Annotated in this window: 17 protein-coding genes; 9 read left to right on the top strand and 8 right to left on the bottom strand. The window is 57.1% G+C overall.

Features of this window, described 5'->3' with window-relative positions; translation table 11 throughout:
- Together AB1462_RS30370 and AB1462_RS30365 are read left to right on the top strand one after the other, a co-directional pair.
- Positions 1-1,338, top strand: coding sequence for a TolC family outer membrane protein (locus AB1462_RS30370; protein ID WP_367248830.1), 1,338 nt, complete (start codon positions 1-3; stop codon positions 1,336-1,338).
- 40 nt (positions 1,339-1,378) lie between these two features.
- Positions 1,379-2,803 (top strand): lipase, encoded by a 1,425-nt coding sequence (locus AB1462_RS30365; RefSeq protein ID WP_367248828.1) that lies wholly within the window; start codon positions 1,379-1,381, stop codon positions 2,801-2,803.
- Positions 2,804-3,040: 237 nt separating this feature from the next.
- On the opposite strand, the gene AB1462_RS30360 is transcribed toward AB1462_RS30365, so the two are convergent.
- Positions 3,041-3,265 carry a YgdI/YgdR family lipoprotein gene (locus AB1462_RS30360; protein ID WP_027605784.1) on the bottom strand — a complete coding sequence of 75 codons (225 nt, stop codon included), beginning with the start codon at positions 3,263-3,265 and terminating at the stop codon, positions 3,041-3,043.
- 186 nt (positions 3,266-3,451) lie between these two features.
- Between AB1462_RS30360 and AB1462_RS30355 the strand changes: the two genes are divergently transcribed.
- Positions 3,452-5,101, top strand: a complete 1,650-nt coding sequence (locus AB1462_RS30355; protein ID WP_367248827.1) for a VRR-NUC domain-containing protein — start codon at positions 3,452-3,454, stop codon at positions 5,099-5,101.
- Complete coding sequence (locus AB1462_RS30350; RefSeq protein WP_367248825.1) at positions 5,098-7,350, top strand: ATP-dependent DNA helicase; 2,253 nt, start codon at positions 5,098-5,100, stop codon at positions 7,348-7,350. The genes AB1462_RS30355 and AB1462_RS30350 overlap by 4 nt, the downstream gene beginning before the upstream one ends.
- 163 nt (positions 7,351-7,513) lie before the next feature.
- Here AB1462_RS30350 and AB1462_RS30345 read toward each other — a convergent pair whose 3' ends face one another.
- The 5 genes from AB1462_RS30345 to AB1462_RS30325 form a co-directional block, all read right to left on the bottom strand.
- Positions 7,514-9,265: a hypothetical protein gene (locus AB1462_RS30345; protein ID WP_367248824.1), complete on the bottom strand. Its 1,752-nt coding sequence runs from the start codon at positions 9,263-9,265 to the stop codon at positions 7,514-7,516.
- A gap of 68 nt (positions 9,266-9,333) precedes the next feature.
- Positions 9,334-11,139, bottom strand: a complete 1,806-nt coding sequence (locus AB1462_RS30340) for a hypothetical protein (RefSeq protein ID WP_367248822.1) — start codon at positions 11,137-11,139, stop codon at positions 9,334-9,336.
- A gap of 54 nt (positions 11,140-11,193) precedes the next feature.
- A complete protein-coding gene (locus tag AB1462_RS30335) occupies positions 11,194-13,413 on the bottom strand; it encodes a hypothetical protein (protein ID WP_367248820.1) in 2,220 nt (739 codons plus the stop codon).
- A 51-nt stretch (positions 13,414-13,464) separates the two neighbouring features.
- Positions 13,465-14,949 carry a hypothetical protein gene (locus tag AB1462_RS30330; protein WP_315335965.1) on the bottom strand — a complete coding sequence of 495 codons (1,485 nt, stop codon included), beginning with the start codon at positions 14,947-14,949 and terminating at the stop codon, positions 13,465-13,467.
- 139 nt (positions 14,950-15,088) lie between these two features.
- Complete coding sequence (locus AB1462_RS30325; RefSeq protein WP_315335967.1) at positions 15,089-16,546, bottom strand: hypothetical protein; 1,458 nt, start codon at positions 16,544-16,546, stop codon at positions 15,089-15,091.
- Positions 16,547-16,833: 287 nt separating this feature from the next.
- Here AB1462_RS30325 and AB1462_RS30320 point away from each other — a divergent pair, with 287 nt between their 5' ends.
- Positions 16,834-19,476, top strand: a complete 2,643-nt coding sequence (locus AB1462_RS30320; RefSeq protein WP_367248819.1) for a hypothetical protein — start codon at positions 16,834-16,836, stop codon at positions 19,474-19,476.
- A 204-nt stretch (positions 19,477-19,680) separates the two neighbouring features.
- Complete coding sequence (locus AB1462_RS30315) at positions 19,681-22,422, top strand: hypothetical protein (RefSeq protein WP_367248817.1); 2,742 nt, start codon at positions 19,681-19,683, stop codon at positions 22,420-22,422.
- 256 nt (positions 22,423-22,678) lie between these two features.
- Here the strand turns inward: AB1462_RS30315 and AB1462_RS30310 are convergent, their stop codons facing one another.
- Together AB1462_RS30310 and AB1462_RS30305 are read right to left on the bottom strand one after the other, a co-directional pair.
- Positions 22,679-23,629, bottom strand: coding sequence for an alpha-E domain-containing protein (locus AB1462_RS30310; RefSeq protein ID WP_090404295.1), 951 nt, complete (start codon positions 23,627-23,629; stop codon positions 22,679-22,681).
- A gap of 2 nt (positions 23,630-23,631) precedes the next feature.
- Positions 23,632-25,041: a circularly permuted type 2 ATP-grasp protein gene (locus AB1462_RS30305; RefSeq protein WP_090404291.1), complete on the bottom strand. Its 1,410-nt coding sequence runs from the start codon at positions 25,039-25,041 to the stop codon at positions 23,632-23,634.
- Between the two features lie 376 nt (positions 25,042-25,417).
- Between AB1462_RS30305 and AB1462_RS30300 the strand changes: the two genes are divergently transcribed.
- From AB1462_RS30300 to AB1462_RS30290, 3 genes are all read left to right on the top strand, one after another.
- Positions 25,418-25,963, top strand: coding sequence for a hypothetical protein (locus AB1462_RS30300; RefSeq protein WP_090404289.1), 546 nt, complete (start codon positions 25,418-25,420; stop codon positions 25,961-25,963).
- A gap of 72 nt (positions 25,964-26,035) precedes the next feature.
- Positions 26,036-26,248: a hypothetical protein gene (locus AB1462_RS30295; protein WP_090404287.1), complete on the top strand. Its 213-nt coding sequence runs from the start codon at positions 26,036-26,038 to the stop codon at positions 26,246-26,248.
- An 11-nt stretch (positions 26,249-26,259) separates the two neighbouring features.
- Positions 26,260-26,394 (top strand): hypothetical protein, encoded by a 135-nt coding sequence (locus AB1462_RS30290; RefSeq protein WP_367248816.1) that lies wholly within the window; start codon positions 26,260-26,262, stop codon positions 26,392-26,394.
- The last annotated feature ends 67 nt before the right edge of the window (positions 26,395-26,461 follow it).

Raw genomic sequence — 26,461 nt, 5'->3', positions numbered from 1 at the left:
ATGAAAGCTGTGTTCATCGCCTTGCTGTTTACCTGCGTCAATGCCCAGGCCGCCATGGGCCCGTTCGATGTGTACGAGCAGGCCCTGCGCAACGATCCGGTGTTTCTCGGCGCGATCAAGGAGCGCGACGCCGGCCTGGAAAACCGCACCATCGGCCGCGCGGGCCTGCTGCCCAAGCTGTCGTACAACTACAACAAGGGCCGCAACAACTCCCAGGCCACCTTGCCCGACGGGCGCGGCGGCAATTATCACGACGACCGCAACTACAACAGCTACGGCTCGACCTTCAGCCTGCAACAGCCCTTGTTTGACTACGAGGCTTACGCCAACTACCGCAAAGGTGTGGCTCAAGCACTGTTCGCCGATGAAAGCTTTCGCGACAAGAGCCAGGCCCTGCTGGTGCGGGTGCTGAGCTACTACACCCAGGCGCTGTTTGCCCAGGACCAGATCGACATCGCCCGCGCCAAGAAGAAGGCCTTCGAGCAGCAATTCCAGCAGAACCGGCACTTGTTCCAGCAAGGCGAGGGCACCCGCACCGATATTCTCGAAGCCGAGTCGCGCTATGAGCTGGCCACCGCCGAAGAGATCGAGGCACTGGACGAACAGGACGCCTCGTTACGGGAACTGGGCGCGTTGATCGGTGTGCAAAGCGTCAACATCCACGACCTGGCGCCGCTCAACCAAGGCTTCGCCGCATTTACCCTGACCCCGGCCAACTACGATACCTGGCATGAACTGGCGATCAGCAACAACCCAACGCTCGCGTCCCAGCGCCAGGCCCTGGAAGTGGCGCGTTATGAAGTGGAGCGCAACCGCGCCGGGCATCTGCCCAAGGTCACCGCGTATGCCAGCTCGCGCCAGCAGGAATCCGACAGCGGCAACACCTACAACCAGCGCTACGACACCAACACCATCGGCGTCGAAGTGAGCCTGCCGCTGTATGCCGGTGGCGGCATCTCCGCGTCCACCCGCCAGGCCAGCCGTGCCATGGAACAGGCGGAATACGAACTGGAAGGCAAGACCCGCGAGACCCTGATCGAACTGCGTCGGCAGTTCAGTGCCTGCCTGTCCGGCGTGAGCAAACTGCGCGCCTATCAAAAGGCCCTGGCCTCGGCGGAGGCGCTGGTGGTGTCGACCAAACAAAGCATCCTCGGTGGCGAGCGGGTCAACCTCGATGCGTTGAACGCCGAGCAACAGCTCTACAGCACGCGGCGCGACCTGGCCCAGGCGCGTTACGACTACCTGATGGCCTGGACCAAATTGCATTACTACGCCGGCAACCTGCGCGACACCGACCTGGCCAAGGTGGATGAGGCGTTCGGGCCAGCACCGCATTAATTGGCTTTCTCGACAATTCCAACAACAGAGAGGCAGGACCATGGGCGTGTTTGACTATAAAAACCTCGGAGTCGAGGGCTCCAAAGCGTTGTTCGCCGATGCCATGGCGATCACGTTGTATACCTACCATAACCTGGATAACGGCTTTGCCGTGGGCTACCAGCACAACGGCCTGGGGCTCGGCTTACCGGCCACGCTGGTCGGTGCGCTGCTGGGCAGTACGGATTCCCAGGGCGTGATTCCTGGCATTCCCTGGAACCCGGATTCGGAGAAAGCCGCCCTTGAGGCCGTGCAACAGGCGGGTTGGACGCCCATCAGCGCGAGCACCCTGGGCTATGCCGGCAAGGTCGACGCCCGAGGTACGTTCTTCGGCGAAAAGGCCGGCTACACCACGGCCCAGGTCGAGGTGCTGGGCAAGTACGATGACGCCGGCCAGTTGCTGGAAATCGGTATCGGTTTTCGCGGCACTTCAGGCCCTCGGGAAACGCTGATCAGCGATTCCATTGGCGATCTGGTCAGCGATCTACTCGCGGCGCTGGGCCCCAAGGATTACGCGAAGAACTACGCCGGCGAAGCCTTTGGCGGCCTGCTCAAGAACGTCGCCGACTACGCCAGCGCCCACGGCCTCAGCGGCCACGATGTGGTAGTCAGCGGCCACAGCCTGGGCGGCCTGGCGGTCAACAGCATGGCCGACTTGAGCAGTGGCAAATGGGCAGGTTTCTACCAGGACGCCAACTACGTGGCCTACGCCTCTCCGACCCAGAGCGCCGGCGACAAGGTGCTCAATATCGGTTATGAAAACGACCCGGTATTTCGCGCCCTGGACGGCTCGTCCTTCACTTGGTCGTCGTTGGGCGCGCATGACAAACCCCATGAATCGACCACCGACAATATCGTCAGCTTCAACGACCACTACGCCTCGACGCTGTGGAATGTGCTGCCGTTTTCCATCACCAACCTGCCGACCTGGATCTCGCATTTGCCCACCGGTTATGGCGACGGGATGACGCGCATCCTCGAGTCCGGTTTCTATGAGCAGATGAGTCGCGACTCGACGATTATCGTCGCCAACCTGTCCGACCCGGCCCGGACCACCACCTGGGTACAAGACCTCAACCGCAATGCCGAACCGCACAAGGGCGATACCTTCATCATTGGCAGCGATGGCGATGACCTGATCCAGGGCGGCAAGGGCGTGGACTTTATCGAGGGAGGCAAGGGCAATGACACGATCCGCGACAGCAGCGGGCATAACACCTTTATGTTCAGCGGGCAGTTTGGCCAGGACCGGATTATCGGCTATCAAGCGACGGACACGCTGGTGTTCAGGGATGTAGAGGGGAGTGCGGATTATCGTGATCACGCCAAGGTGGTAGGCGCGGATACGGTGATCAGTTTTGGCGGGGATACGGTGACGTTGGTCGGGGTGGTTGGATGGTCGGGGGAGGGGATTGTTATCGGTTAAACCTGTGGGAGGAGCGAGCCCCCTCCCACATTTGATCAGTGTTGGCGGCTGGAAATCAGTCTTCTGTGCGCACCGTCGGCGCGGATAGGGTGACGCTCGGTAGCGTTGGAATGCGCTCAAAACTGTGGGAGGGGGCTTGCCCCCGATAGCGGTGGTTCAGTCAATGAGATGTCGACTGGAATACCGCCATCGGGGGCAAGCCCCCTCCCACATTTGAACAGTGTTGGCGGCTGGAAATCAGTCTTCTTTGCGCACTGTGGCTACATCGTCGGCTTTGACTCGGATGCGCTTGCCGGCGATATCGGTGAACTCATAAAACCCGTCGGCGGTTTTGGTTTTTGGGGAGTCCTTGGTCAGATACTGCGTGCCATTTTGCAGCGTCACCACGGTTTGCGTCGCGCAACCGGCCAATACCAGAAAAGTGAGTGCAACCAGCGGCAGACCCAAATTCTTCATGTTCATAACCCTTACCTTTAACCCTGAAAAGTCCCGCGCCAAGGCTGCGGGCCATAAATTTTACGCCATCGACTCACCCATCTGATCACTTTTATACAAAAAGTTGCGTGCGCCATTTATCTATTACCGATTGCAACACAGCATGGGTGACGGCACTCTGTATGCATAACCAGTATTTGGCTGACGCGCGCCATGCCCAACCCCCTCGACGATCCCCTCTATTACCTGCATAACTTCCGTCAAGTCCTGCATTGGCTGGGGCAACGCTATGGGGATCTGCTTGACCCTGACGAACAGCATTTCATTCAGCAATTCGACAGCTTGCCACAGGCGTCCCAGGCCTTATTGGTGCGGATGGTGATGCGCAAGGGCGTGCATTTTCGTGCGGGCAAACTCAGCTACCCGGAGATCGGTTGTACCCAGGGGGCTATCGGGCCGCTACGGGAATTGGGCTGGGTCGATGATCAACACCCATTGGCCTTTGACGCGTTGTTCGCCCTGCTGCAAAAAGGCGAACTCCTCAGCGCCTTCAAGCCCTGGATCGACCAGCCCAAAGCCAGGAAGGTCGACTGGCTCGAGGGCTTGGCGGCGCAGTTCACAGAAACCCGCAGCTTTGCCCAATGGTGCCCCGAGCTTGCCGAGCCGCTGTACAGCCTCACGGTAATGGACCTGTGTGAGCGTTTGCGCCTGATGTTCTTCGGCAACCTGCACCAGGACTGGTCGGAGTTCGTGCTGGCGGACCTCGGCATCTACACCTACGAAAAAGTTCAGTTCTGCGCCGAATCCCGGGGCTTGCGCAGCCGTGACGACGTGCACGGCGTGCTGTTCCTGCACCAATGCCAGCAAGCCTTTGAAAGCGGTGAAGCGCTGCAGGACGTACTGGCGAAAGTCGCCATGCTGACCACCGACAACCCTTGGCTGGAAAAGCGCCGGGCCAAGCTGTTGTTCCAGCTCGGTCAATATTGCGAGCGCAGTGCCGAATTGGCCTTGGCGGAGCAGATCTACCGCACCTGCGCCTACCCCGGCGCCCGCGCGCGACTGATTCGTGTGCTGGAACGCCAGGAGGACTACGTCCAGGCCATGGCGCTGGCAAGCGCCGCGCAACAGGCACCGGAAAGCGCCGCCGAACAGCAACACCTGTTGCGCGTCATGCCACGCCTGCGACGCAAGCTGGGTGAACCCCGGCTACCCACGCTCAAACCCCGTGAAGTCACGCGCCTGGACCTGGAACTTGCCCTGCCGGAACCGTTGATGTCGGTGGAGTACTGCGTCCAGGCCCACCTGAGCGAACCGGATGCCCCGGTGCACTACGTCGAAAACGGCCTGATCAATTCGCTGTTTGGCCTGCTGTGCTGGGACGTGATCTTCGCGCCACTGCCAGGGGCGTTTTTCCACCCGTTCCAGCGCGGGCCGGCGGACCTGCACAGCGAAGACTTCCACCAACGCCGCGCGCCGCTGTTCGCCGCGTGCCTGGAGCAACTGCAGGATGAGCGCTACAAGACCACGATCCGCCAGCGCTACGTGGAAAAATGGGGGATCCAATCGCCCTTCGTCTTCTGGAACCTGCTCAGCGAAGAACTGCTCGAACAAGCGTTGCACTGCCTGCCCGCCGAACACCTGCGCTACTGGTTCGAACGCCTGCTGCTGGACATCCGCGCCAACCGCGCCGGCATGCCGGACCTGATCCAGTTCTGGCCCGCCGAAAAAACCTACCGCATGATCGAAGTCAAAGGCCCCGGCGACCGCTTGCAAGACAACCAACTGCGCTGGCTGGCGTTCTGTGGCGAGTACCAGATGCCGGTTACCGTCTGTTACGTGCGCTGGGCGGAGCAGCCCGCTTGAGCTACAGCGTAGCCGTGCGGGCGCTGTGCGAGTTCACGGCCAAGGTCGGTGACCTGGACCTGCGCTTCACCCCGTCTCCCAGTGCCCAGGAAGGCATCATCGGCCACCGCACCGTGGCCTCGCGACGCAGCGCCCGTTACCAGAACGAAGTAGCCCTGGAGGGCGAATACCAACAACTCAAGGTACGGGGCAGGGCAGACGGTTACGACCCGGACACCAATCGCCTGGAAGAAGTGAAGACCTATCGCGGCGACCTAGATGCCCAGCCCGCCAACCACCGACAACTGCATTGGGCCCAGGTCAAGGTTTACGGCTGGCTGATGTGCCAGAAACTCGGGCTGACGGAAATTGACTTGACGCTGGTGTATTTCGACATCGTCGGCGAGGGCGAGATCCTGCTCAATCAGCGCTTCCAGGCGGCCGAGCTGGAAGGGTTTTTCAACCAGCAATGCGCGCTGTTCCTCGGTTGGGCCCGGCAGGAAATGCAACACCGCGAAGCGCGCAACACGGCGGCGCAAACCCTGGTGTTCCCCCATGCCGACTTCCGCCCTGGCCAACGCGCGTTGGCCGAGTCGGTGTACAAGGCCGTCAGCACCGGCCGTTGCCTGATGGCCCAGGCACCCACCGGCATCGGCAAGACCATCGGCACGATCTTCCCGCTGCTCAAGGCCCTGGCGCCCCAGCAATTGGACAAGGTGTTTTTCCTCACCGCCAAGACCCCAGGCCGCAAACTCGCCCTTGATGCGGCCCACGTGCTGCACGCCAGCAGCGATCTGCCCCTGCGCGTACTCGAACTGGTCGCGCGCGACAAAGCCTGCGAACACCTGGACAAAGCCTGCCACGGCGACTCCTGCCCGTTGGCCAAGGGCTTCTATGACCGTTTGCCCGCCGCACGCATTGCCGCGTCCAAGGTGCGCCTGCTCGACCAGCGCAACCTGCGCGATGTCGCCCTCGCTCACGGGGTATGCCCCTATTACCTGAGCCAGGAAATGGCGCGCTGGGCCGACCTGGTGGTCGCCGACTACAACTACTATTTCGATTTCGGCGCCATGCTCTTCGGCCTGGCTCAGCTCAACCAATGGCGCGCCGCCGTGCTGGTGGATGAAGCCCACAACCTGGTCGAACGCGCTCGCTCGATGTACAGCGCCAGCCTCGACCAGTACAGCCTCAAGACCCTGCGCGACACCGCGCCCGAGCCGCTGAAAAAACCCTTGCAGCGCCTCAACCGTGAGTGGAACGCCTTGCACAAGGACCAGATCGCGGCGTACCAGGCCTATGCCACGCGCCCGGACAAACTGCTCCAGGCCCTGAGTCTGTGCACCAGCGCCCTGGGCGATTACTTCAACGAGCATCCCGAAGCCCTCAGCGGCGACCTGCAAGCCTTCTACTTCGAAGCGCTGCAATTTGCCAAGGTCGCCGAGCTGTTCAACGAACACTTCATCTTCGACATCAGCAAACGCCAGCTCGGCGGTAAACGCAGCAGCTCAACCCTGTGCCTGCGTAACGTGGTGCCCGCCGAGTTCATTCGGCCCCGATTGACCGCCGCCCGCAGCAGCGTGTTGTTCTCCGCCACATTGAGCCCACGCCACTATTACGCCGACCTGCTCGGCCTGCCGACGGACACGGCCTGGGTCGATGTGGAATCGCCGTTCAGGGCCGAACAACTGCACGTGCGCATCGTCAATGAAATCTCCACACGCTTCGTGCATCGCCAAGCCTCGCTGGCGCCGATTGTCGAGCTGATCGCCCGCCAGTTCGCGCAACAGCCGGGCAACTACCTGGCGTTTTTCTCAAGCTTTGATTACCTGCAACAGGTGGCGCAACTGCTGGCCGAGACCCATCCCAGGATCCTGCTGTGGCAGCAATCGCGCGGCATGGCCGAGGCCGAACGCCAGGGATTTCTCGACCAATTCACCGAACACAGCCAAGGCATCGGCTTTGCCGTACTGGGCGGCGCGTTTGGTGAAGGCATCGACCTGCCCGGCGCACGCTTGATCGGCGCGTTTATCGCCACCTTGGGATTGCCGCAACTCAACCCGGTCAACGAGCAGATAAAACTGCGCATGGCAGCGATTTTTGGCGCGGGGTACGACTACACGTACCTGTACCCCGGCATTCAGAAGGTCGTGCAGGCGGCGGGGAGGGTGATTCGCAGCGAGCACGACCGGGGGGTGGTGATGTTGATGGATGATCGGTTTGGGGAGGCGCGCGTACAACATCTGTTGCCGCGCTGGTGGGTCGTTGATTGAGCTGTTCGTGCCATCAATGATTGGCGACCACGATCCTGTGGGGGTGTTTGAAACTCACACGCTCTAGCACATGCCCGAGTGGGTGCCTGACCTTGCGCAGCATTTCCTGGCTAACTGTGGCCATTGGATCCAGAACGAGCAGGCACAGCACTTCGCGCTGCCGTCATTCGCCCATTACCCATACAAGCAGCTTCGAGTAACGGGTGGGTTGACCCTGTCGTATAAGGCTGTAAAACACCCGTACGATCTCCCCCTCCTTAAGGTTACTCACTGCGATCGGAATGAACAGTTCCCGGCCGGCCGTTTCCGAATCGAGGGTGTTCGGCACTGTGGTTCTCGATTGGTCGCCAATCCAGCGTAATGTCACGGTGTCTCCGGGCTCAGTTTCGGTAAATGGCAGAATGACCATCACCTGTTGCTCGGTATGAGTGCCTTCAACCCGCGCCTGGGGCAGTGCGGCGGCCGGCTTGCCTACCTGCAATTGCAAGCGCAGCGACTCACGGCTTGGGGGCCGATCCGCGCGTTCGTAATACAGCTCGGTGAGTAGGGTGTTGAAGCGCTTGATATGCTCGCCGTCGACCGTGAATACGAGGACGCGATCTGCCGGGATCGTTGCCAGCGTGTACTCCTGGGTGTAGATGACCGAGCCACCCACCCACACCAGGCGAATCTGGGTCGAAGCCCCCCATCCGTCGGGAGCAACTATGACCACTGTGGCCTTGGGAACAGCCGGATCCAGACAGCCAGCTGCGGATTCCTGGACCACGGGCGCAAGCCATGGACTGGCAGCCCCGCGTACACTCACCCGAGTCTGCATCGAAACAACCACGTCGTCGGTTTTTACCCGATGAAGGCTGCAAGACAGCATTGAGACCCCGCCCCCCAGCGCCCTGACTCTTTCATTCGGAATATCGAATTCCATAAAGCTATTGGTGCGCTCGACGGTTTTCTCATCACTGTAGGGAACTGGGAAATTCTCAGCGTCTCGACCGTCCCAGTACACGCGTACTTGATCGCCTTTATCGAACACCGTTGGATCAAGAAACAGTTTGATCTTCTGCGGACCATCCCCGAGCTGTTTCAAGTCGATAACGTATCCTGGTTGCTCAAGGAAAGGAGCCTCAAGCAGCCGGGTGCCGAGGTTTACATTGACCCAGTTTAACGGCGACCAATTCTCATCTGATTCAGGATCGAAAACCGGATAGTTGCCCACCGCGTCCATGACCTGCATTGCAATGGGCAGGAAAGGATTGCTGCCGGCAGCATGGATGACGTTCTCGGTAATCATCACTTCGAATCCTCTGCCGACCTCCCTGGGTGTCACCACATGGCTGATAAGCACTCTACCCCAGGCAAATATGACGGTGTCATATTCGGCCATGTTTTCGTAGGGCTGGACAACAAGAATGACCCCAAGCCTGGCCCTCTTAAGGTCAATCACTGCACCCGCTTCGAGGTCTTCAGGGATAAAAAACACCAGCCCTTGATGGCCCGGTGTTCCGTGGTCCGGGTCTTCTTTACCGGGGCGGTCCAGCTTGATCCGAAGCCTGATCCTGTTGGTGTCGACGGGGCCCTTGCCAGGTTCCTCAATGGTGCAGTACGCAGTAGCCCACTCCGGCAAAACGTTTTCTTTGCGCATGGTCAAGCTATACACCGGGTTATTCACATTGCCGTCGTCGATGATCAGGTAATCCTCTGGCGTCGGGCTGTTCCAGTACAGGAATATCTCTGTCTCGAGTGCGAACTTCTGCAGAGGAAAAAGTAACGGGTTGAGATCATGCTCGACATGCCGCAGACCGATACACCTGTCAGGCTCGGTATCTTCCTTGATAGGCATGCCCAGATTCTGGAGATACAGCTCGGTTTGTCTATCGTTGGCTGTATCTCCGAGTTTTGTCTTAGGCGCACGAGGCATCGTGAAACCTCCACAGTAAAGGGGTGAACATCAATCAGGCAGACCGGCGGTTGGCATAGAGATCATCTTTACCGCATGTCCTCGAACCCGAAAATTCCTCGGCGAGCAATCATCAGCGTCACCACGCCTGAATAGCGCTGTGGAACACCGTTGTGGTTGACTTCCCAATAGACTTTTACGATGCGATTGAGGTTATCCAATACATATTTTCCCGGCACTTTGATTCGTGCGTCACCCGGCCTCGAAATATGCATCAGCATGACAATGCGGTTACCTGGGCCGAACCAATGCAAACGAACATGCTGACCAACCGGCGGGTTAGGGAGGGTGACCCAAACGCCATCCGGTACCAGGTCCGGATCAAGGTGATGGCCGACAACCTTGTCGACTACCGGAGCGATCATGGCCTCCCAAGGTTCCCCCAATAGCAGGCTTTTGCGCGCAGACTCACCTATCAGTCGTCCATCAGTACCGTTGACCTCGTAATACAGTTGTGAAGGGCGGCCCTCAAATCGCTTGATTTGGGCCGCTGGCAGTATGAACTCAATGACGTCGTGTTCCGGGCGCTCACCTGCACTGCGGCTGAAGCGGTATTCCACCGTGCCGTTTGGGTCAGGCAAGAGCCAGACCAATGTGATCAGGTCCCTTGGTTGCCAGCTGGCCTGGTAAGGCACGTAGGCTTGTCCATCTTTTCGGACGGGGCGTATTTCCGCGAAGGGCATGGTGTCGATCACATAAGGCGCTGGCCACTGGACCGACGCCCCTTTGACACTCACATAAGCAGCCTGTGAATGCATTGTCGTGGAACCGACGTATTTGCGCAGCGTGTAATACAACTTGGCGTGCCCCTGGGCCAGCCCCGCCATAACCGCAGGAGGGATTGGGAAGTCATAGATCACGTCAGTCCTTTCCACTGTGCGTTGTTCGCGGTGCAGGACAATGTTTCCTTGGGCATCGGTAGCCTTGAAAAATAGCTCCAGAGTGTCTCTTGTCTCGAAGTAGTCTGCTGAAGCAAACACCGATGCGATAACCGGCCTACCTGCCAACTTCTCCAGGTCAATGACGCCGGTTTGCGGGTCAACTTGTGCGCTGTAAGGCTCTCTGAGAATATCGCGTTGTGCATACACCAACACCTTGCTGGCTGCAGACCAGCGTTCAGCCGGGTCAGTAGAGTTCCCGGTATGCCCACGCACCTGCAGCCTCACATTCAGTTCTCTGCCGTCGCGGGCGGCCATGATTTTCGCGTAAGGCACCACAATTATTATGAGTTCCTGGTTAAGGTCTTCCTCGGTGAGTAAATGGGTTTCCTGCTCATCCCCCCAGCACAGCAGGACTCGGTCCCCTGGAGCCGCGTGGGAGTACCGCATCAGCGTGATTTCGATATTCTCGCGAGCCCTGGCTTCACTGACGCCGTTAACCAGCACATCGTCAGGTAGATAGATGATCAGCCCTTGGTGTCCCGGCCTGAAAGGGTCGGGATCAGGGCCCCCCGGACGGTCAAGGTCAACTCGCAAGCGCAAGGGGAGGGTAGACGCGCCCGATCCATTAATCCGACACACCAGTGGGTCTAGCCATTGAGGCTTGATACTGGCGCCAGGAAGGAGGATTGGCAGCCATTCACACTGGGTATCCGCGGCCATGACAAAGGTGTGAGCGACCGGAAGAATAGGGTTGTTGCTGAACAGTTCGAGTAGTTGACCGGGTGACGTGTACGCGCTGGTCCTCACGTAGACGACCTGAGGCGTTTCGATATTTCTGAGACCCAGGTTGCCGTCTACACCGACATCATCAGCCGCCGCCGGGTGGAGCCTTGGGATGTAAAGGTCGCCCAACTCCGCTGGGGGTTGGTGGTTATTGGTAATGACTGCGGACATGGCAGCGACTCCTTTCTAGAAAAAATAGGAAAACAACGGTACGCAGGGTGCTGGTTAGATACGCCGGAAGCGGATTTCACCGATTTGGTAGTCGTTGCCATTACCTGAATCTTGATGGCTATTGATATAAAGCGTCAGGGTTGTGCTATTGGCAGTTAGTGCACCCGTAATTGTTTTGAAGTTAATCAAGTCAAGAATTTGCTCCGGGTTCGTCAGCACGCCTTGTGAGGTGCTTAGAGAGAGCGAGGGGATCGCAACGATGCCGTGATGCCTCCTTGTTCGGATGCTGAATTCGTATCGCGCACCTTGAGTCAAATTTGAGAAGCGCTGGCTGAAAATGACACCGCGGTGACCACTGGCTCCAACGGTGTAGTTTAAGAAAACCGTATAATCCCCATAGTTCAAAAATGCCCTGCTTTGTACGTTGCTTAGTGCAGGTCCATAGGCCCAGCCATTCAGGTTGTTGTTGCGGAAGTTAGTGATGTGATCTAACCCTGTACGAATATGTAATACGCGGATCGCTGAAAATCGCCTGGGGACATTGGCCCTGGCCAAGTTATATTTAACTCTGACCGATCCGTTCAGGTTCGCAGTGACGAAGTTGCGCGCGATGGGTATGTCCAGTTTCTTTCCTGCTTGACCTGGGTTCACACGGACTTGCTCTTGAGTGCTTGTAAAGTCACCATTCCAGTCCAGGTTGATGAGGTCACCCTCCAAGCTATCGGTGAGTGGCACCGTAATAATTAAGTGAGTGCCAATGAGATTTGGATCCAGATAGTTACCTGAAGCTTGTTCAATTTCCACTGCAGGTAGAGTTCTCGTAATCTCACCCACTTGAACTTGCAGACGCTGCGATTGACGATGGGGCAGCAGGTCGATACGTTCGTAATACACTTCGACAGGCAATGTGTTAAAGCGAGCAACTTGCGCACTCGGAACAGTAAATGAAAGTTCCTTATTGCCCGGGATAGGCCCCAGGAAAAACTCTTCAGTGAAATTGACCGAATGCGCGACCCATACAATTCGAATTTTTGTGGCGGAGGTCCAACCGTCCTGTGCACGATACTTCATTGTGGCATTTGAATTGGGATTCAATTCTCCGCCCGGTGCTTCTACGATGCTAGGCGCGGGCCACTCAATGACGTCACCATTAACCCTGATACGTACTTTTCTTGAGGGCAGCCATTTATTGTCTCTGGCCTTGAAGAGGTTGTAGTACATGATCGCAATACCACCGGCTATTGCTTTGACCATTTCGTTCGGTACATTGAAGTCTTCGATGAAGTTTGTAATATTGACATCTCTCTGCTCACTATGAAAGAAAGGTACGTTTTGAATATCCCGGCCCTCCCATTCAAAAGCAATTTTATCTTTGGGCTCGAAAAAGTCATTGTCGATAAATATCTGGACGATTTGTGCCGCATTCTCCAACTCGTCAAGTTCAACAGTTTCCCCGGCCTGCTTAAGGAACGGTGGTCGTGGCCGCAAGAGCCCGAGGTTGACTTCTACTCGCTGTATCTCCGACCAGTTCGATTTGGAATTGGGGTCGGCAGGATAGTTACCGGCGACATCCTTGATTTGCATGGCCACCGGCATGTTCACATAGTGAGGGTTTTGCTTGATGATCTCGGGGGGAATGAGCATTTCAAATGAACGTCGCACCTCACTGGCCTTCACAACGTGTTCGATGATAGTCGCGCCCCAGTCGATGCGGCAGGTATCCCACTCGGCCATGTTTTCCCAAGGGTGGATTTCGAGCACTACACCCCGTTCCGCCCTGGCCATATCCACGTGGCTGCCCGCTTCCAGGTCGGGAGGTAAAAAAAATACCAGGCCTTGGTTACCCTCGGTGAACTCGTTCGGGTCAGGGTAACCGGGGCGATTACGTTTTACCCTGAGCTTCAACGGCTTGGTTTTAGACTGATTGCCGCTGGGGCGTTTGATGAGGCAATAAACTTCAGCCCACTCCGGCAGGATCTGCTCTTTGTCCACCATCAGACTGAAAAACCGGTTACCGAGGTTCTCTGGTTGAATGATGAGATAGTCCACAGGTGCTTCGGGATTGTTCCAAATCAGGTAGATTTCGGTGTCCAAAACAATCTCCGGGAACGTCAGGAGCAGCACCTCCAGGTTATGTTCGACATGCCGGGCGCCAAGTGCACCGTCAGACTCCGTATCCCCTTCAAGGGGGGGCTCGACACCGCTGATCAAGACCGGGCCCAGGTCGTAATCATTGAGGGGGGCGCGCGGTTTTTTTGGGGTTTTACGGGACATGGTCTGACCTCCAGGAGGGCGGTGTTGCTCATAAAAACCGCAGCAGGCTCATCACCTGCCGCCCGGTGCTCCAATCTGTACTTCCTGGCGTAACGATTCGTTGAGTGATGTGCTGCGCGCCAGAATATTTTCGGGGTCATACACGTAATAGAGTTCAGGGGTGGTGCGGTTGAACCTCAAGAGCGCTGCATGTGGAATCAGACGCCTGATCGGCACCCCCTCAGGCACCTGCCCTACGGTGAACAGGTCGTCGTAGAGGATGAGGTCATTGCTACCCGGTATCACGTAACGCAAGAGCAACATGATCTTGTCAGTGGGCCTGCGCCATGCGTACCAGGGAATCTCGACGGCGGCGCCACCCGTGGGGATAGGGTTGACGACATGGGAGGGGTACCGCACAAAAAAAGGTGGCAGCAGTCGGATGATCACGTCCTGAACGGCGGCAGATGCAATTTTTGAGTAACCCACGACATCGCGCCCTTGTAACAAGATAAAACTGATCTCCACTTTGCCACCGGCAACGGCGCGCACTTTGTCATTGGGCACGAAGAAGTCATGGGGCCTGCCGGCCGCTTCTATCGGGATATATTGCTCATGCAATACCACGCCCCCTAGCTTCGGGTAGCCCCGGTAAGTCACAAAATACGTGTAGCCGGCAGGGCCCTCCCACGGATACGTAAATAACTGCATATGCAAAGGCTCGCCGCTAAGCGACTCAAGGTCGATCAAACCTGGAAAGTTCTGCGTCGCGAAGATAGGCGCGGCAAGATTGGCACTGCCCACGTCTACCAGCACGGGGATATTGCGTGAGCGGGGGACGGATGCGTTGCGCACCGTGTCGACTACCTGGAAGCTCACCAAGCGATTGCTGCCGTTACCGATCGAGATAATATGATCGCGGTTGAGTTTTATCTCGGTCGTCAGGCCTACACCGGCCACCAACTGAGAGGGAGCAAAAAAGCTACCAACCTGGCATTCAATGCGATCCAACCGATGCATATTCGGGTAAGGCTCAAAGGTTAGGGTTACGCCTCGCCCGGCCTGAATTTCCCGGATCTCTGTATCGGATATTGAGAAGTTCAATTCCGAATGACCAGGGTCAACATGGCTTTGATCATCGCCGCCTGGGAGGGTTCGTTTGACCAGCAGCGTCAACGGATAAGAGAGATCATTGGACGAGCCGCCGCCATAAAACACCCTGTAGCCCAGTATCAGATCTCCGTCGGGAAGGTCACTGTCTGAAATAGCAAAAGAGAAGCTATTACGTTCTTCCTCTCCGGGCTCCAGGATTTTCTCCGCAAGGACCTTCATCCCCACTATCGCAAGCACCTGGATTTTGTCCCTGGGACTGGCCAGCCAATTCTTATCCACCGTCACGGTCAGGCCTTTGGTCAGCAGCCAGAGAGGCACACCACCGTCATAGCCCGCAAACGCCGGGGACATGCCAGGAACCCTCAGAGTGTCAAGAAATTTGGGTTTGATCGGCGACGCCTTTTTTCTTTTGGTGGGGGCCGGCTTGCTGTCTTTGGTAGGCATGGCTTTCTCCAGGTAGAAAGTTGTCACGCTTCACAGGATATGTTCCTGCGCTTGGGGGTATCAAACACCGTTAAGCAAGGGCTTGACTACTGTCATAATTGACAGGTTGCGACAGACGGTCTGCGTGCAAATCCAGCGATCAGGAACCTTGCAGGATTTGCACTCGACGGCGCAGCGACTCGTTTAAATCCACGGAGCGAGCCCTGATGGAGGCGGACTCGGATTCGTACACGAAATACAGATCGGGGGCATACCCCACGAACGGCTCCATATCCGTACCGTTGAGCGCCCACTGAATCGGCTGCCCGTCGGACCAGAACGTCCCCACCGGTTTCGTTACGCTAAAGAGGATGATTTCGTTGAGTGACTTCACGTAACGCAGGATCAACGTGAGGGTGTCCGTAGGTTTTCGCCAGTCGTACCAGGGAATATTCACGACCATGGATTTTTCTATAATGGCAATGTCTTCTGGGTACTTTTCGAAATAAGGTGCCTCCAGTCGAACGACCGACCCGACGACTTCAGCGAAGGTCTTCTTCGAAATTTGGGTGACCAGATCGTCTGCGCGGATCAACTCATAGCTGATCTCCACCCAACCACCGGCCGCAGCACGGACTTTGCTGTAGGGCACTTCGTGATAAGTCGCGGTGCCGGCTCGGGTGATCGTTTCGATGCGTCGATGCACCACCTCACCCCCTAGTGGTGGGTAGGCCTTGAAGGTGATGACATACCAATCGCCCGTTCGCCCGATGGTCGCAGGGGAGTACATGCCAATCCTCAAATTGGCGCCAGCAAGCCTTTCGATGTCGATATAACCCGGTTGATCTTCAGACTGGATGAACGGGCCATCACGTTGTGCGCTGTCAAGTGCCACCAATATTCTGGTGCTCTTGGACCTTGGTGTTGAGGCGTTACCGACGAGGTCGACAATGTAGAACCCCACCAGTAAACCATCACTATCACCGCCTTTAGTAATCTGGGCGTGATTAATGACGATAAGGGTTGCCTGGCCGACGCCTGCCACTTGTTGAACGATGGTCAGGCTGCCACATTGGAAGTAGATGCGGTCCCTGGGATGCATGTTCGGGTAAGGCTGGATAACTACGCTGACCCCTTTAGCCGCGTCGGGCGGATAAACCTCCAGGGTCGAGAGTGCGTACTTGAGTTCCGAGTGACCCGGTTCGAATTGATCCGTATCTTCACCCGCGGGCAGATCGGTTTTTACCAGCACGCTCAGGGGGTAGGAGGCCTCGTAGTCATCGTCGCTGCCTTTATAGTTCACCACGTAACCCAGGCGTTGCTCTCCCTGCGTCAGTTTTTCTCGTGGAATGGAAAAGAAATAGCTGTTGTTGTGTTCTTCTCCGGCCTGCACCTGCTTGAAAGCCAAGAACGTCATGTCAGGCATCAAGACGATGCTGATGATATCGCCACGACTTGCAAACCAACTGTTGTCCACTCGGACCGTCAGGCCGGATCTCATCAGCCAGGCGGGAATCCCTCCGTCGTAACCATCGACGTTGTTAGTCATACCTGGGATCGACAGGCGAGGAAGCTGATTGGGCTGCCCTGGGGAGGTCTTCGCGCCATCAGAGCTCATGCTCTTTTTCTCCTCAACAAGTCCTTGAACGTGGGCGTTTACCGCTGATAAAGGTTTAGGTGTCTGAGTCGGTATCAAATACCAACGTTTTCGCGCTGGCTACTGTCAGAATTCACAGGTGGCGATAGACGGTCACATGTATTTTCGGTGTCACCTCGACATTAAGCCCATCGCGCTACCACTGGTCGCTACCTGTTAATTCTGACAGTAGCCAACATTCACCAGTCGGGTATCTGATTTCCTTCAAGCTCATGCCCAACGCGCATGGCGAAGCCGAGGAAACCCGCATGGACAAGCGTCGCGCGCGCCGTCCCCGTCCGCTCTCCTATCTGCCGCCGGTGGACATTCCGCTGATGCAACCGCCGATTGCGGGAGATGTTGAGAACGCCGACGGGGGGATTGGGGTGTCGCATACCTTGCGGCCGCTGGTGGTGCATATCGACAGGCCCGCAAACACACCCGAGGGAACGTTCTTCGAGCTTTTCTGGGGGCCTGGCAATCCGGTTGCGTTCAACCTGATCCGTGAGGGTGACCAGAACCTGACCCGCATCCCCTTCACCGTGCCCTTCGACAGTATTCGCGAACCCTGGGCGGGTCCGGTGTACGTCATGGTTATTCGGTGCGACGAAGACGATTCCCAAACCAAACCCTTGCGTTTGCGGGTAAACCTGCAGCATCCGGGTGGGCAAGACCCCAACCCCGCACCCGGAAACCAACGCTTGGTGTTTGAGTTGCCGGACGATGTGAGGCTTGGCGGGGTCAGCGCTGATCGGGCCAAGCAGGGCGTGGAGGTGCTTATCAGGCATTGGCTGAACATGGCCGCCTATGACCTGCTCATTCTGGTTTGGGGCTCGGTGCGAATTGAGCGGTTGATCCAGCCCGGTGAAGTAGGCCGGGACATCAAGTGCATGCTGGACGAGGACGCGATCAAGGAAGCCGGGGACAGCGATTTGCTGCCGGTTGCGTTCCAGGTCCGCGGGCCGACCGGCAATTACCCCGATCCCTGGGCACCCTGGTCGACCACCTCGCTGGTGTCGGTCTACCTGGCGACCGACCGCCTGGATGCGCCTTGGGTACAGACACCTGAGACCGACCGCGAAATCGATCTCGAAAAACTGGGCACTCGGGACGTGCAAATCGGCATGACTGTCGGGAGCAACGATGCTCGCGTGTACAGCCATATTTTTCTGTACTGGAACGGGGTAAATGCCCAGGGCAGTTCGGTTTCCTACTTTGAAGATCGGCAAGTGGCAGGCGCCAAAGGCTATTTTTTTAATATCGACAATGCCCTGGTAACCGCGATCGCCCAAGGCAGCGCCGTGGTGTATTACGAGTTGAAAGGCGATGGCTTACCTGACAAGCGCTCGCATAACCGTTACATCACGGTGATTGGCGAGATCGTCACATGGCCTGCACCGACAGTGGATCAGGCCCTGGAAGGGGATCTGGACTCAGGCTTGCCGCTGATTACCATCCGCTTCCTGGCGCAGACCAGTTGGGCCAGCACCGACAGGGTGCAAGTGACCATCCTCGCCAGCGACGTCGGCGGCACTGTCGATTATGCGGCAGTTCGGTTAGTGGGCCAGATCGCACCCGACGGACAGGTGACGTTCGACGTGCCGGGTACTGAGCTCAAGCGTTTTGACGGACGTGCTATCGAGGTGTTCTACAGCGTGAGCCGTGGCAACGAGCGACCTCAGGAGTCCTTGCGTCAGGTGTACCAGGTACAGATACCGCATGAGTTGCCTGTTCCCAAGCTGATCCAGGCCACGGGTTCAGGTACTTTGGTGAACCTGGCACCAATGAAGGCGCAGGACGGCGCCACGGTAGAGGTGCGTTTTTTAATGCACACCACCGACAGCATCAAGGTCACGATGAAGGGGACTGCGGGCGCTGGCTCGCCGGTTATTGCCGCCAAGCCCGGGTCGACCAGTGGCGTGGTGACGTTTGATATTCCCAAGGAAGCGATAGCAGCCAATATCGGCAATACCAACAAGACGTTTACCCTCAAATACGAGGTGACCAATGGGGATGTTGTTCGGCCCTCGGTGGTATTGACGGTGACGGTGACGCCGATACCTGCCAATGAGTTGGCAAAAACGCTGATCCGAATTAATGAGGCGAACCCAGCTAGTAGGGTGATAGATCTATGGACCACTATAGCTAACCGTACACTGCGAATCGGTACCTGGCCCTTTATTACGTCCGGCAAACCGGTATGGATGGAATTAAGAGGTTTCAAGGAGAATGGTGCGACGCATAACTTCCGGGTTTGGAATGGTGGTAGCGCGCAAACTAATTCCACTTGGGTAAGTCAGGGGTGGTGGCAGCACACTATTAACTATGCATCATACTTGAAAGAGCTAGGGGATAACACGAAACTGGAACTGCATTTCAAAGCAGCTTTCGGCTCTGACATAACTGCGGCTAATGCCATTATTTTCCCTGTGGTGGAATATACAGTGCAAAGCTCGTGGCGCGATTCAATCACTGACTTTGAAGATGGAACTACCGACGGCTGGGCGCTTGGTGAAGGGGGGGTCAGTGGCAACGTAACTAACGGATATATTGAGTTTTTGACACCTAATGCTAAGAATGATGGCTACGTTCTAACAAAAAACTTCAGATTTGAGGCGAGGCGTACGTACGAGTTCTCCTTTGATGTGATAAACATTAACCCAGAAGTTTCAAATGTGAACCCATGGTTAAGTGTTTACATGCTTAATATATCAGCCCCTCCTTATGTTGTCGTTGACAGGGTTAGAATTCCAAGGACGGGGGTGTGGTATACGTTTAGATCTAGAATTTACAACCCTCCAGCCGATGTATATTCTATTGCTTTTCTTAATTCAGAACCTCTTGGTGGCGGTGACTATAGCGAAGGTGGTAACGACTTTCGCATAGATAATATAACGCTGCGACGCTTGTAAGGAGTATCGCTGTGTCGAAATGCGGTGAATATGGGGGGCAGTACAGATCAGGTATGTATTTTCGGTGCCACCTCGACATTAAGCCCATCGCGCTACCACTGGTCGCTACCTGTTAATTCTGACAGTAGCCAACATTCATTGGTCGGGTGTCTGATTTCCTTCAAGCTCATGCCCAATGCGCATGGCGAAGCCGAGGAAACCCGTATGGTCAAGCGTCGCGCGCGCCGTCCCAGTCCGCTCTCCTATCTGCCGCCGGTGGACATTCCGCTGATGCAACCGCCGATTGCGGGAGATGTTGAGAACGCCGACGGGGGGATTGGGGTATCACATACCTTGCGGCCGCTGGTGGTGCATATCGACAGGCCCGCAAACACACCCGAGGGAACGTTCTTCGAGCTTTTCTGGGGGCCTGGCAATCCGGTTGCGTTCAACCTGATCCGTGAAGGTGACCAGAACCTGACCCGCATCCCCTTCACCGTGCCCTTCGACAGTATTCGCGAACCCTGGGCGGGTCCGGTGTACGTCCTGGTTATTCGGTGCGACGAAGACGATTCCCAAACCAAACCCTTGCGTTTACGGGTAAACCTGCAGCATCCGGGCGGACAAGACCCCAACCCCGCACCCGGAAACCAACGCCTGGTGTTTGAGTTGCCGGACGATGTGAGGCTTGGCGGGGTCAGCGCTGATCGGGCCAAGCAGGGCGTGGAGGTGCTTATCAGGCATTGGCTGAACATGGCCGCCTATGACCTGCTCATTCTGGTTTGGGGCTCGGTGCGAATCGAGCGGCTGATCCAGCCCGGTGAAGTAGGCCGGGACATCAAGTGCATGCTGGACGAGGACGCGATCAAGGAAGCCGGGGACAGCGATTTGCTGCCGGTTGCGTTCCAGGTCCGCGGACCGACCGGCAATTACCCCGATCCCTGGGCACCCTGGTCGACCACCTCGCTGGTGTCGGTCTACCTGGCGACCGACCGCCTGGATGCGCCTTGGGTACAGACACCTGAGACCGACCGCGAAATCGATCTCGAAAAACTGGGCACTCGGGACGTGCAAATCGGCATGACTGTCGGGAGCAACGATGCTCGCGCGTACAGCCATATTTTTCTGTACTGGAACGGGGTAAATGCCCAGGGCAGTTCGGTTTCCTACTTTGAAGATCGGCAAGTGGCAGGCGCCAAAGGCTATTTTTTTAATATCGACAATGCCCTGGTAACCGCGATCGCCCAAGGCAGCGCCGTGGTGTATTACGAGTTGAAAGGCGATGGCTTACCTGACAAGCGCTCGCATAATCGTTACATCACGGTCATTGGCGAGATCGTCACATGGCCTGCACCGACAGTGGACCAGGCCCTGGAAGGGGATCTGGACCCAGGCTTGCCGCTGATTACCATCCGCTTCCCGGCGCAGACCAGTTGGGCCAGCACCGACAGGGTGCAAGTGACCATCCTCGCCAGCGACGTGGACGGCACTGTCGATTATACGGCAGGTCGGTTAGTGGGCCAGATCGCCCCCGGCGGACAGGTGACGTTCGACGTGCCGGGTACTGAGCTCAAGCGTTTTGACGGACGTGCTATCGAGGTGTTCTACAGCGTGAGCCGTGGCAACGAGCGACCTCAGGAGTCCTTGCGTCAGGTGTACCAGGTACAGATACCGCATGAATTGCCTGTTCCCAAGCTGATCCAGGCCACGGGTTCAGGTACTTTGGTGAACCTGGCACCAATGAAGGCGCAGGACGGCGCCACGGTAGAGGTGCGTTTTTTAATGCACACCACCGACAGCATCAAGGTCACGATGAAGGGGACTGCGGGCGCTGGCTCGCCGGTTATTGCCGCCAAGCCCGGGTCGACCAGTGGCGTGGTGACGTTTGATATTCCCAAGGAAGCGATAGCAGCCAATATCGGCAATACCAACAAGACGTTTACCCTCAAATACGAGGTGACCAATGGGGATGTTGTTCGGCCCTCGGTGGTATTGACGGTGACGGTGACGCCGATACCTGCCAGTGAGTTGGCAAAAACGCTGATCCGAATTAATGAGGCGAACCAAACTACTAAAGTACTGGATCTGTCGAGCAGCACGGCGAACCGCACACTGCGAATCGGTACCTGGCCCTTTATTACGTCCGGTAAACAGGTATGGATGGAATTAAGAGGTTTCAAGGCGAATGGTACGGCGCATAACCTCCCGGTTTGGAGTGGCGGTAGCAAGCAAACTAATTCAACCTGGGTAAGTCAAGGGTGGTGGGAGTACGTTATTAGCTATGCGTCATACTTGAAAGAGTTGGGGCACAACAAAAAAATGACGCTGCATTTCAAAGCCGCTTTGCGTGCTGGCATAACGGAGGCTGACGCCATTGTTTTTCCAGTAGTGGAGTACACCGTCGATAAACGCCCGTCCATCGACCAGTCGATTATGAAGCTGGATGGAGTATCTGTAAGGGTCAATTGGCCTAAAACTGGGCGAGATTCAATTGGTAATACAGCTGTTAGAGTTGCAGTTGGCGGCACTCCGCCTTACACATATACTTCAAATAACACGGCGATAGCCTCTGTGAGTTCGACGACGGGAAAAGTGACCGGTGAAGGCAACGGCACTGCCATTATTACTGTTAAAGATAAAGACAAAGTGACGGCGACATACAGCGTTGTTGTGAGCAACGTGTTTCGTCTGATGCAATCTAATGGACCACTTAGTCTCCATCAAGCGATTGCTTGGAGGGATTCTATTGGCGCCTTTACTTTAAGTTATGCTGCCGAAAGCGATATGAGCAATAGATATATACAGCCATGGCCGGTAGTAGGGAATTATTGGTATTGCGACCCAGAGGGGCTAGGATGCGCTACCAATCATTCTCTGTACTATAACAGTTATTTGCGCGGTGCCTTTTGCCAGTATATTTATGATCCTGATACTCACTGGGGTGCATGGTGCTTGCAGAAAACATAAAGTAGGCCGGATTTATTTAGAAAATAAATCCGGCCATTATTTCCAATTTACTCAATCCGCAATCCCATCAGTCCCGGACGACAGGAACATCTTGGATTCGCTTTAAATACTTCCCAGTGATATCTGATTTTAGTATGGCGAATTCTGTACTTGTAAGCATGACTCCCAGAATATTCAATTATTTCGCCCCAACCTTGCCGGTGGTGATGCCCTCAAGGGCGCCATGGCCGGCAATCCGGCCCCTATAGGTTGTGGGTTATACAACTTCCAGGTACGAACTATGAATCGCCCCCGCCAACTCCCTCACCGTCTCAATAAACTCCGTCAACCGACTATGCAACCCATCCTCCAGAATCTCATCAATCCCCGTATATCTTAGCCGCGCTTCAAACTCCGCCGCCAACCGCTGCGCCGTGCGCCCATAACTGCCCGGCAGGTCCGCAAGGATATGGCTCAACTCCTCGATACACGCATGCAACGAACGCGGTACATCACTGCGTAGCAACAGCAACTCAGACACCGACCGCGCATTCAGCGCATTCGGGTACAGCTCGGTATACGCCTCGAACGACGACAACGCGCGGAGCAGGGCGCTCCACTGGTAGTAACCGCGTGCAGACAGGTCGCTGACTTCTTCGGACTCTTCACCAAACATCTCGTAGCGGGCGTCGAGCAGACGCAAGGTGTTATCTGCACGCTCAACAAACGTGCCCAGGCGTATAAACCGATAGGCGTCATTGCGCATGATGGTGCCCGAGGTCGCGCCGCGGAACAGGTGCGAGCGCTGCTTGACCCAGTCACAGAAGTGGCTGATGCCGTGCCGTGCCAGGCCGCCGGCGGCGATGCTGCGCATTTCCAGCCAGGTGGCGTTGAGGTTTTCCCACATGTCGGCGGTGATGCGCCCGCGCACCGCATGGGCATTGCCCCGGGCGGCGCGCAGGCAGTTGTAGATGCTGGCCGGGTTTTCTTCGTCGAGGGCGAAGAAGTGCAGCATGCGCTCGGCATCCAGGGTTTGGTGGCGCTCAAGGTAACTGTCCAGGGTGCCGCTGCTGAGCAGCGACATGGCCAGTTCGTCGAGGCCATCGCTGCGTCCGGACTGGGGCATCAGCGACAGCGAATAACTGACTTCGAGCATGCGCGCCAGGTTCTCGGCGCGTTCCAGGTAGCGTGACATCCAATACAGATCTGCGGCGGTTCTACTCAACATACTCAGCCCTCCACCACCCAGGTGTCCTTGGTTCCGCCGCCTTGCGACGAGTTGACGATCAACGAGCCCTCACGCAATGCCACCCGCGTCAGGCCGCCGGGCACCAGGCGGGTTTCCTTGCCCGAGAGCACAAAGGGTCGCAGGTCGATATGCCGAGGGGCGATGCCGTTTTCGACAAAGGTGGGGCAGGTGGACAGGCTCAGGGTCGGTTGGGCGATATAGGCATGGGGGCGGGCCTTGATGCGTTGGCGGAAGTCCTCGATCTCGGCGGCGGTGGACGCGGGGCCGACCAGCATGCCGTAGCCGCCGGAGCCTTGGGTTTCCTTGACCACCAATTCGGCCAGGTTGGCCAGCACGTGGGACAGTTCATCCGGCTTGCGACACTGGAAAGTCGGCACGTTTTGCAGGATCGGCTCTTCATCCAGGTAAAACTTGATCATCGCCGGCACATAGGGATAGATCGATTTATCGTCGGCCACGCCGGTGCCGATGGCGTTGGCCAGCACCACATTGCCGGCGCAGTAGGCCGCGACCAGCCCCGGCACGCCGAGCATCGAGTCGGGGTTGAACGCCTGCGGGTCGAGGAATGCATCGTCGATGCGCCGGTAGATCACGTCCACGGCCTTAGGCCCGTCGGTGGTGCGCATGAAGACCTTGAGGTCGTGCACGAACAGGTCGGCACCTTCCACCAGTTCCACGCCCATTTCCCGCGCCAGGAACGCATGTTCAAAGAACGCACTGTTGAAGCGCCCAGGCGTCAGCACCACCACATTGGGGTTGTCCAGGCGGCTGGAACTTTTGAGGGTCTTGAGCAGCAGGTTGGGGTAGTGGTCCACCGGGGCGATGCGTTGCTTGGCGAACACTTCGGGGAACAGGCGCATCATCATCTTGCGGTCTTCGAGCATGTAGCTCACGCCGCTGGGGGTACGCAGGTTGTCTTCAAGCACGTAGTAGGTGCCGTCGCCGTCGCGTACCAGGTCCACCCCGGAAATATGCGAATAAATGTCGCGGTGCAGGTCGAGGCCGACCATCGCCTTTTGATAACCCTCGTTGCCCAGCACCTGGTCCGCCGGAATGATCCCGGCCTTGATGATGCGCTGGTCGTGGTAGATGTCGGCGAGGAACATGTTCAGCGCATTGACGCGCTGGATACAGCCACGTTCGATCACGCTCCATTCACTGGCGGGGATGCTGCGGGGGATGATGTCGAAGGGGATCAGGCGCTCGGTGTCTTGCTCGTCGCCATAGAGGGTGAAGGTGATCCCGGCGCGATGGAACAGCAAATCGGCTTCGCGGCGACGCTGGGCCAGCAGTTCCGGCGGCGTGTTGGCCAGCCAGCGGGAGAAGTCCTGATAGTGCGCACGGCACACGCCGTTTGCGTCATTCATTTCGTCAAAGAAAGATCGAGCCATTCCAGTACCTTGTCAGTGCCGAGGATAGCCTTGGGTGGCACTGCCGCTTTAAAAAACGCATTTTTTTATGAGCCCGTGGCTGATGGTGCCACCGGGCCTGGTCCTTACTTTCTTATGGGGTCGGCTCTGGGTCGGGGGGTAACGAATGTTCCTGTATTCGGGCAGATGAATGGATAAAGCAATGCGTGTGCCGGAATGGGCATACAGCACTGATTTGCCCTTGTGGCGAGCGGGTTCGCGACAAAAACCAGCCTGAGATGACAAGGCTGCTCACCATAAAGGCGCGGATTGCGCACCGCGATGGTGCGCGAACGAACTTGAACTTCGCCCCAGCCCGATTCTTCTAATAGGTCTCAGCCCAGCACGGAGCACGGATGTGCCCAGAATCATTTCACCCGACACCCCGGAAGCGAACCTGACCGACCACAGCGAGCACAACGCCAAGATCTTCGGCTCGCCCAAGGATCGCCTCGACTTCTACCGTCGCGAAATCCAGTACGAAACCTCGATCCTGGCCAACCGCACCGACGCCTACCTCACGGCGCAGTCGTTCCTGGTGATCGCCTTTGTCTCCGGCATGGGCAACCTCAACCCCGAGTGGGGCAAATTGTTTACCCTGGTGGTGCCGACATTCCTTGCGGCGCTGGGGATTCTCAGTTCCCTGAACGCGTGGCCCGGCATCCGCGCTGCCTATGACATCATTGATCACTGGCACTTCAAACAGAGCGAACTGCTACGCAGCGAGCCGGTGATGGGCATGGCCTACGATGAGTCGCCGTTGTTTTCCGAGATGGAGTCGTCACACAAGGGCTACCGCAAATCCTTGCTGTTCTCCATGCGCGCGCCGTGGCTGTTCATGGTGTTCTGGGTGCTGCTTGCCGCCTACGCGTTTTACATCCAGGTCGATAACCCTGGCTCTTAAGCAATTTGAACTTCATGCCTCTGCGCGGGACCTTAGCTTTACGCAGGTTGCGTTTTTCAACAGAGGTGACCCATGAGCACAGACAACGATCCCCAAGTCAGCGACCGTAACGATCCGGCGATTGACGGAGGCGAACCGGCCCCAGGCACGGCGGCCGATGCGCCCAAAGACCCGAAACCTGCCGCTGACCCCAAGGCCAAGGAAAACGACTACAGTCCAGACTTCAAGCCCGAGCGCGAGCCCAAGCCTGAAACCGATGCCGATATCGATACCCAAGGTGGTTAGAGGAAACGGTCATGTCTAAAGAACTGGAAGAAGAACTCAACGATCCGGGCAATGAAGACCCAGGCTCACTGATGGATGATGCGCAAGTGCCGCTCCACGATCCAGACGACGTGGCGGATGTGGGCCATACAGAAAAGCCCGATTGATCCCCCCGTAGCAGCTGCCGAGCCTTGGCGAGGCTGCGTCGGCGGCGCACCTGACACACCGCAAACG

This window comes from Pseudomonas sp. SB113 (assembly GCF_040754745.1).
GTDB lineage: Bacteria > Pseudomonadota > Gammaproteobacteria > Pseudomonadales > Pseudomonadaceae > Aquipseudomonas > Aquipseudomonas grimontii.
This window is presented reverse-complemented; position numbering and strand designations above follow the sequence as displayed.

Excerpts from the sequence above, each read along its gene's own strand:
- AB1462_RS30370 (WP_367248830.1), top strand. The coding sequence starts at position 1 with ATGAAAGCTGTGTTCATCGCCTTGCTGTTTACCTGCGTCAATGCCCAG.
- AB1462_RS30365 (WP_367248828.1), top strand. The coding sequence starts at position 1,379 with ATGGGCGTGTTTGACTATAAAAACCTCGGAGTCGAGGGCTCCAAAGCG.
- AB1462_RS30360 (WP_027605784.1), bottom strand. The coding sequence starts at position 3,265 with ATGAACATGAAGAATTTGGGTCTGCCGCTGGTTGCACTCACTTTTCTG.
- AB1462_RS30355 (WP_367248827.1), top strand. The coding sequence starts at position 3,452 with ATGCCCAACCCCCTCGACGATCCCCTCTATTACCTGCATAACTTCCGT.
- AB1462_RS30345 (WP_367248824.1), bottom strand. The coding sequence starts at position 9,265 with ATGCCTCGTGCGCCTAAGACAAAACTCGGAGATACAGCCAACGATAGA.
- AB1462_RS30340 (WP_367248822.1), bottom strand. The coding sequence starts at position 11,139 with ATGTCCGCAGTCATTACCAATAACCACCAACCCCCAGCGGAGTTGGGC.
- AB1462_RS30335 (WP_367248820.1), bottom strand. The coding sequence starts at position 13,413 with ATGTCCCGTAAAACCCCAAAAAAACCGCGCGCCCCCCTCAATGATTAC.
- AB1462_RS30330 (WP_315335965.1), bottom strand. The coding sequence starts at position 14,949 with ATGCCTACCAAAGACAGCAAGCCGGCCCCCACCAAAAGAAAAAAGGCG.
- AB1462_RS30325 (WP_315335967.1), bottom strand. The coding sequence starts at position 16,546 with ATGAGCTCTGATGGCGCGAAGACCTCCCCAGGGCAGCCCAATCAGCTT.
- AB1462_RS30320 (WP_367248819.1), top strand. The coding sequence starts at position 16,834 with ATGGACAAGCGTCGCGCGCGCCGTCCCCGTCCGCTCTCCTATCTGCCG.
- AB1462_RS30315 (WP_367248817.1), top strand. The coding sequence starts at position 19,681 with ATGGTCAAGCGTCGCGCGCGCCGTCCCAGTCCGCTCTCCTATCTGCCG.
- AB1462_RS30310 (WP_090404295.1), bottom strand. The coding sequence starts at position 23,629 with ATGTTGAGTAGAACCGCCGCAGATCTGTATTGGATGTCACGCTACCTG.
- AB1462_RS30305 (WP_090404291.1), bottom strand. The coding sequence starts at position 25,041 with ATGGCTCGATCTTTCTTTGACGAAATGAATGACGCAAACGGCGTGTGC.
- AB1462_RS30295 (WP_090404287.1), top strand. The coding sequence starts at position 26,036 with ATGAGCACAGACAACGATCCCCAAGTCAGCGACCGTAACGATCCGGCG.
- AB1462_RS30290 (WP_367248816.1), top strand. The coding sequence starts at position 26,260 with ATGTCTAAAGAACTGGAAGAAGAACTCAACGATCCGGGCAATGAAGAC.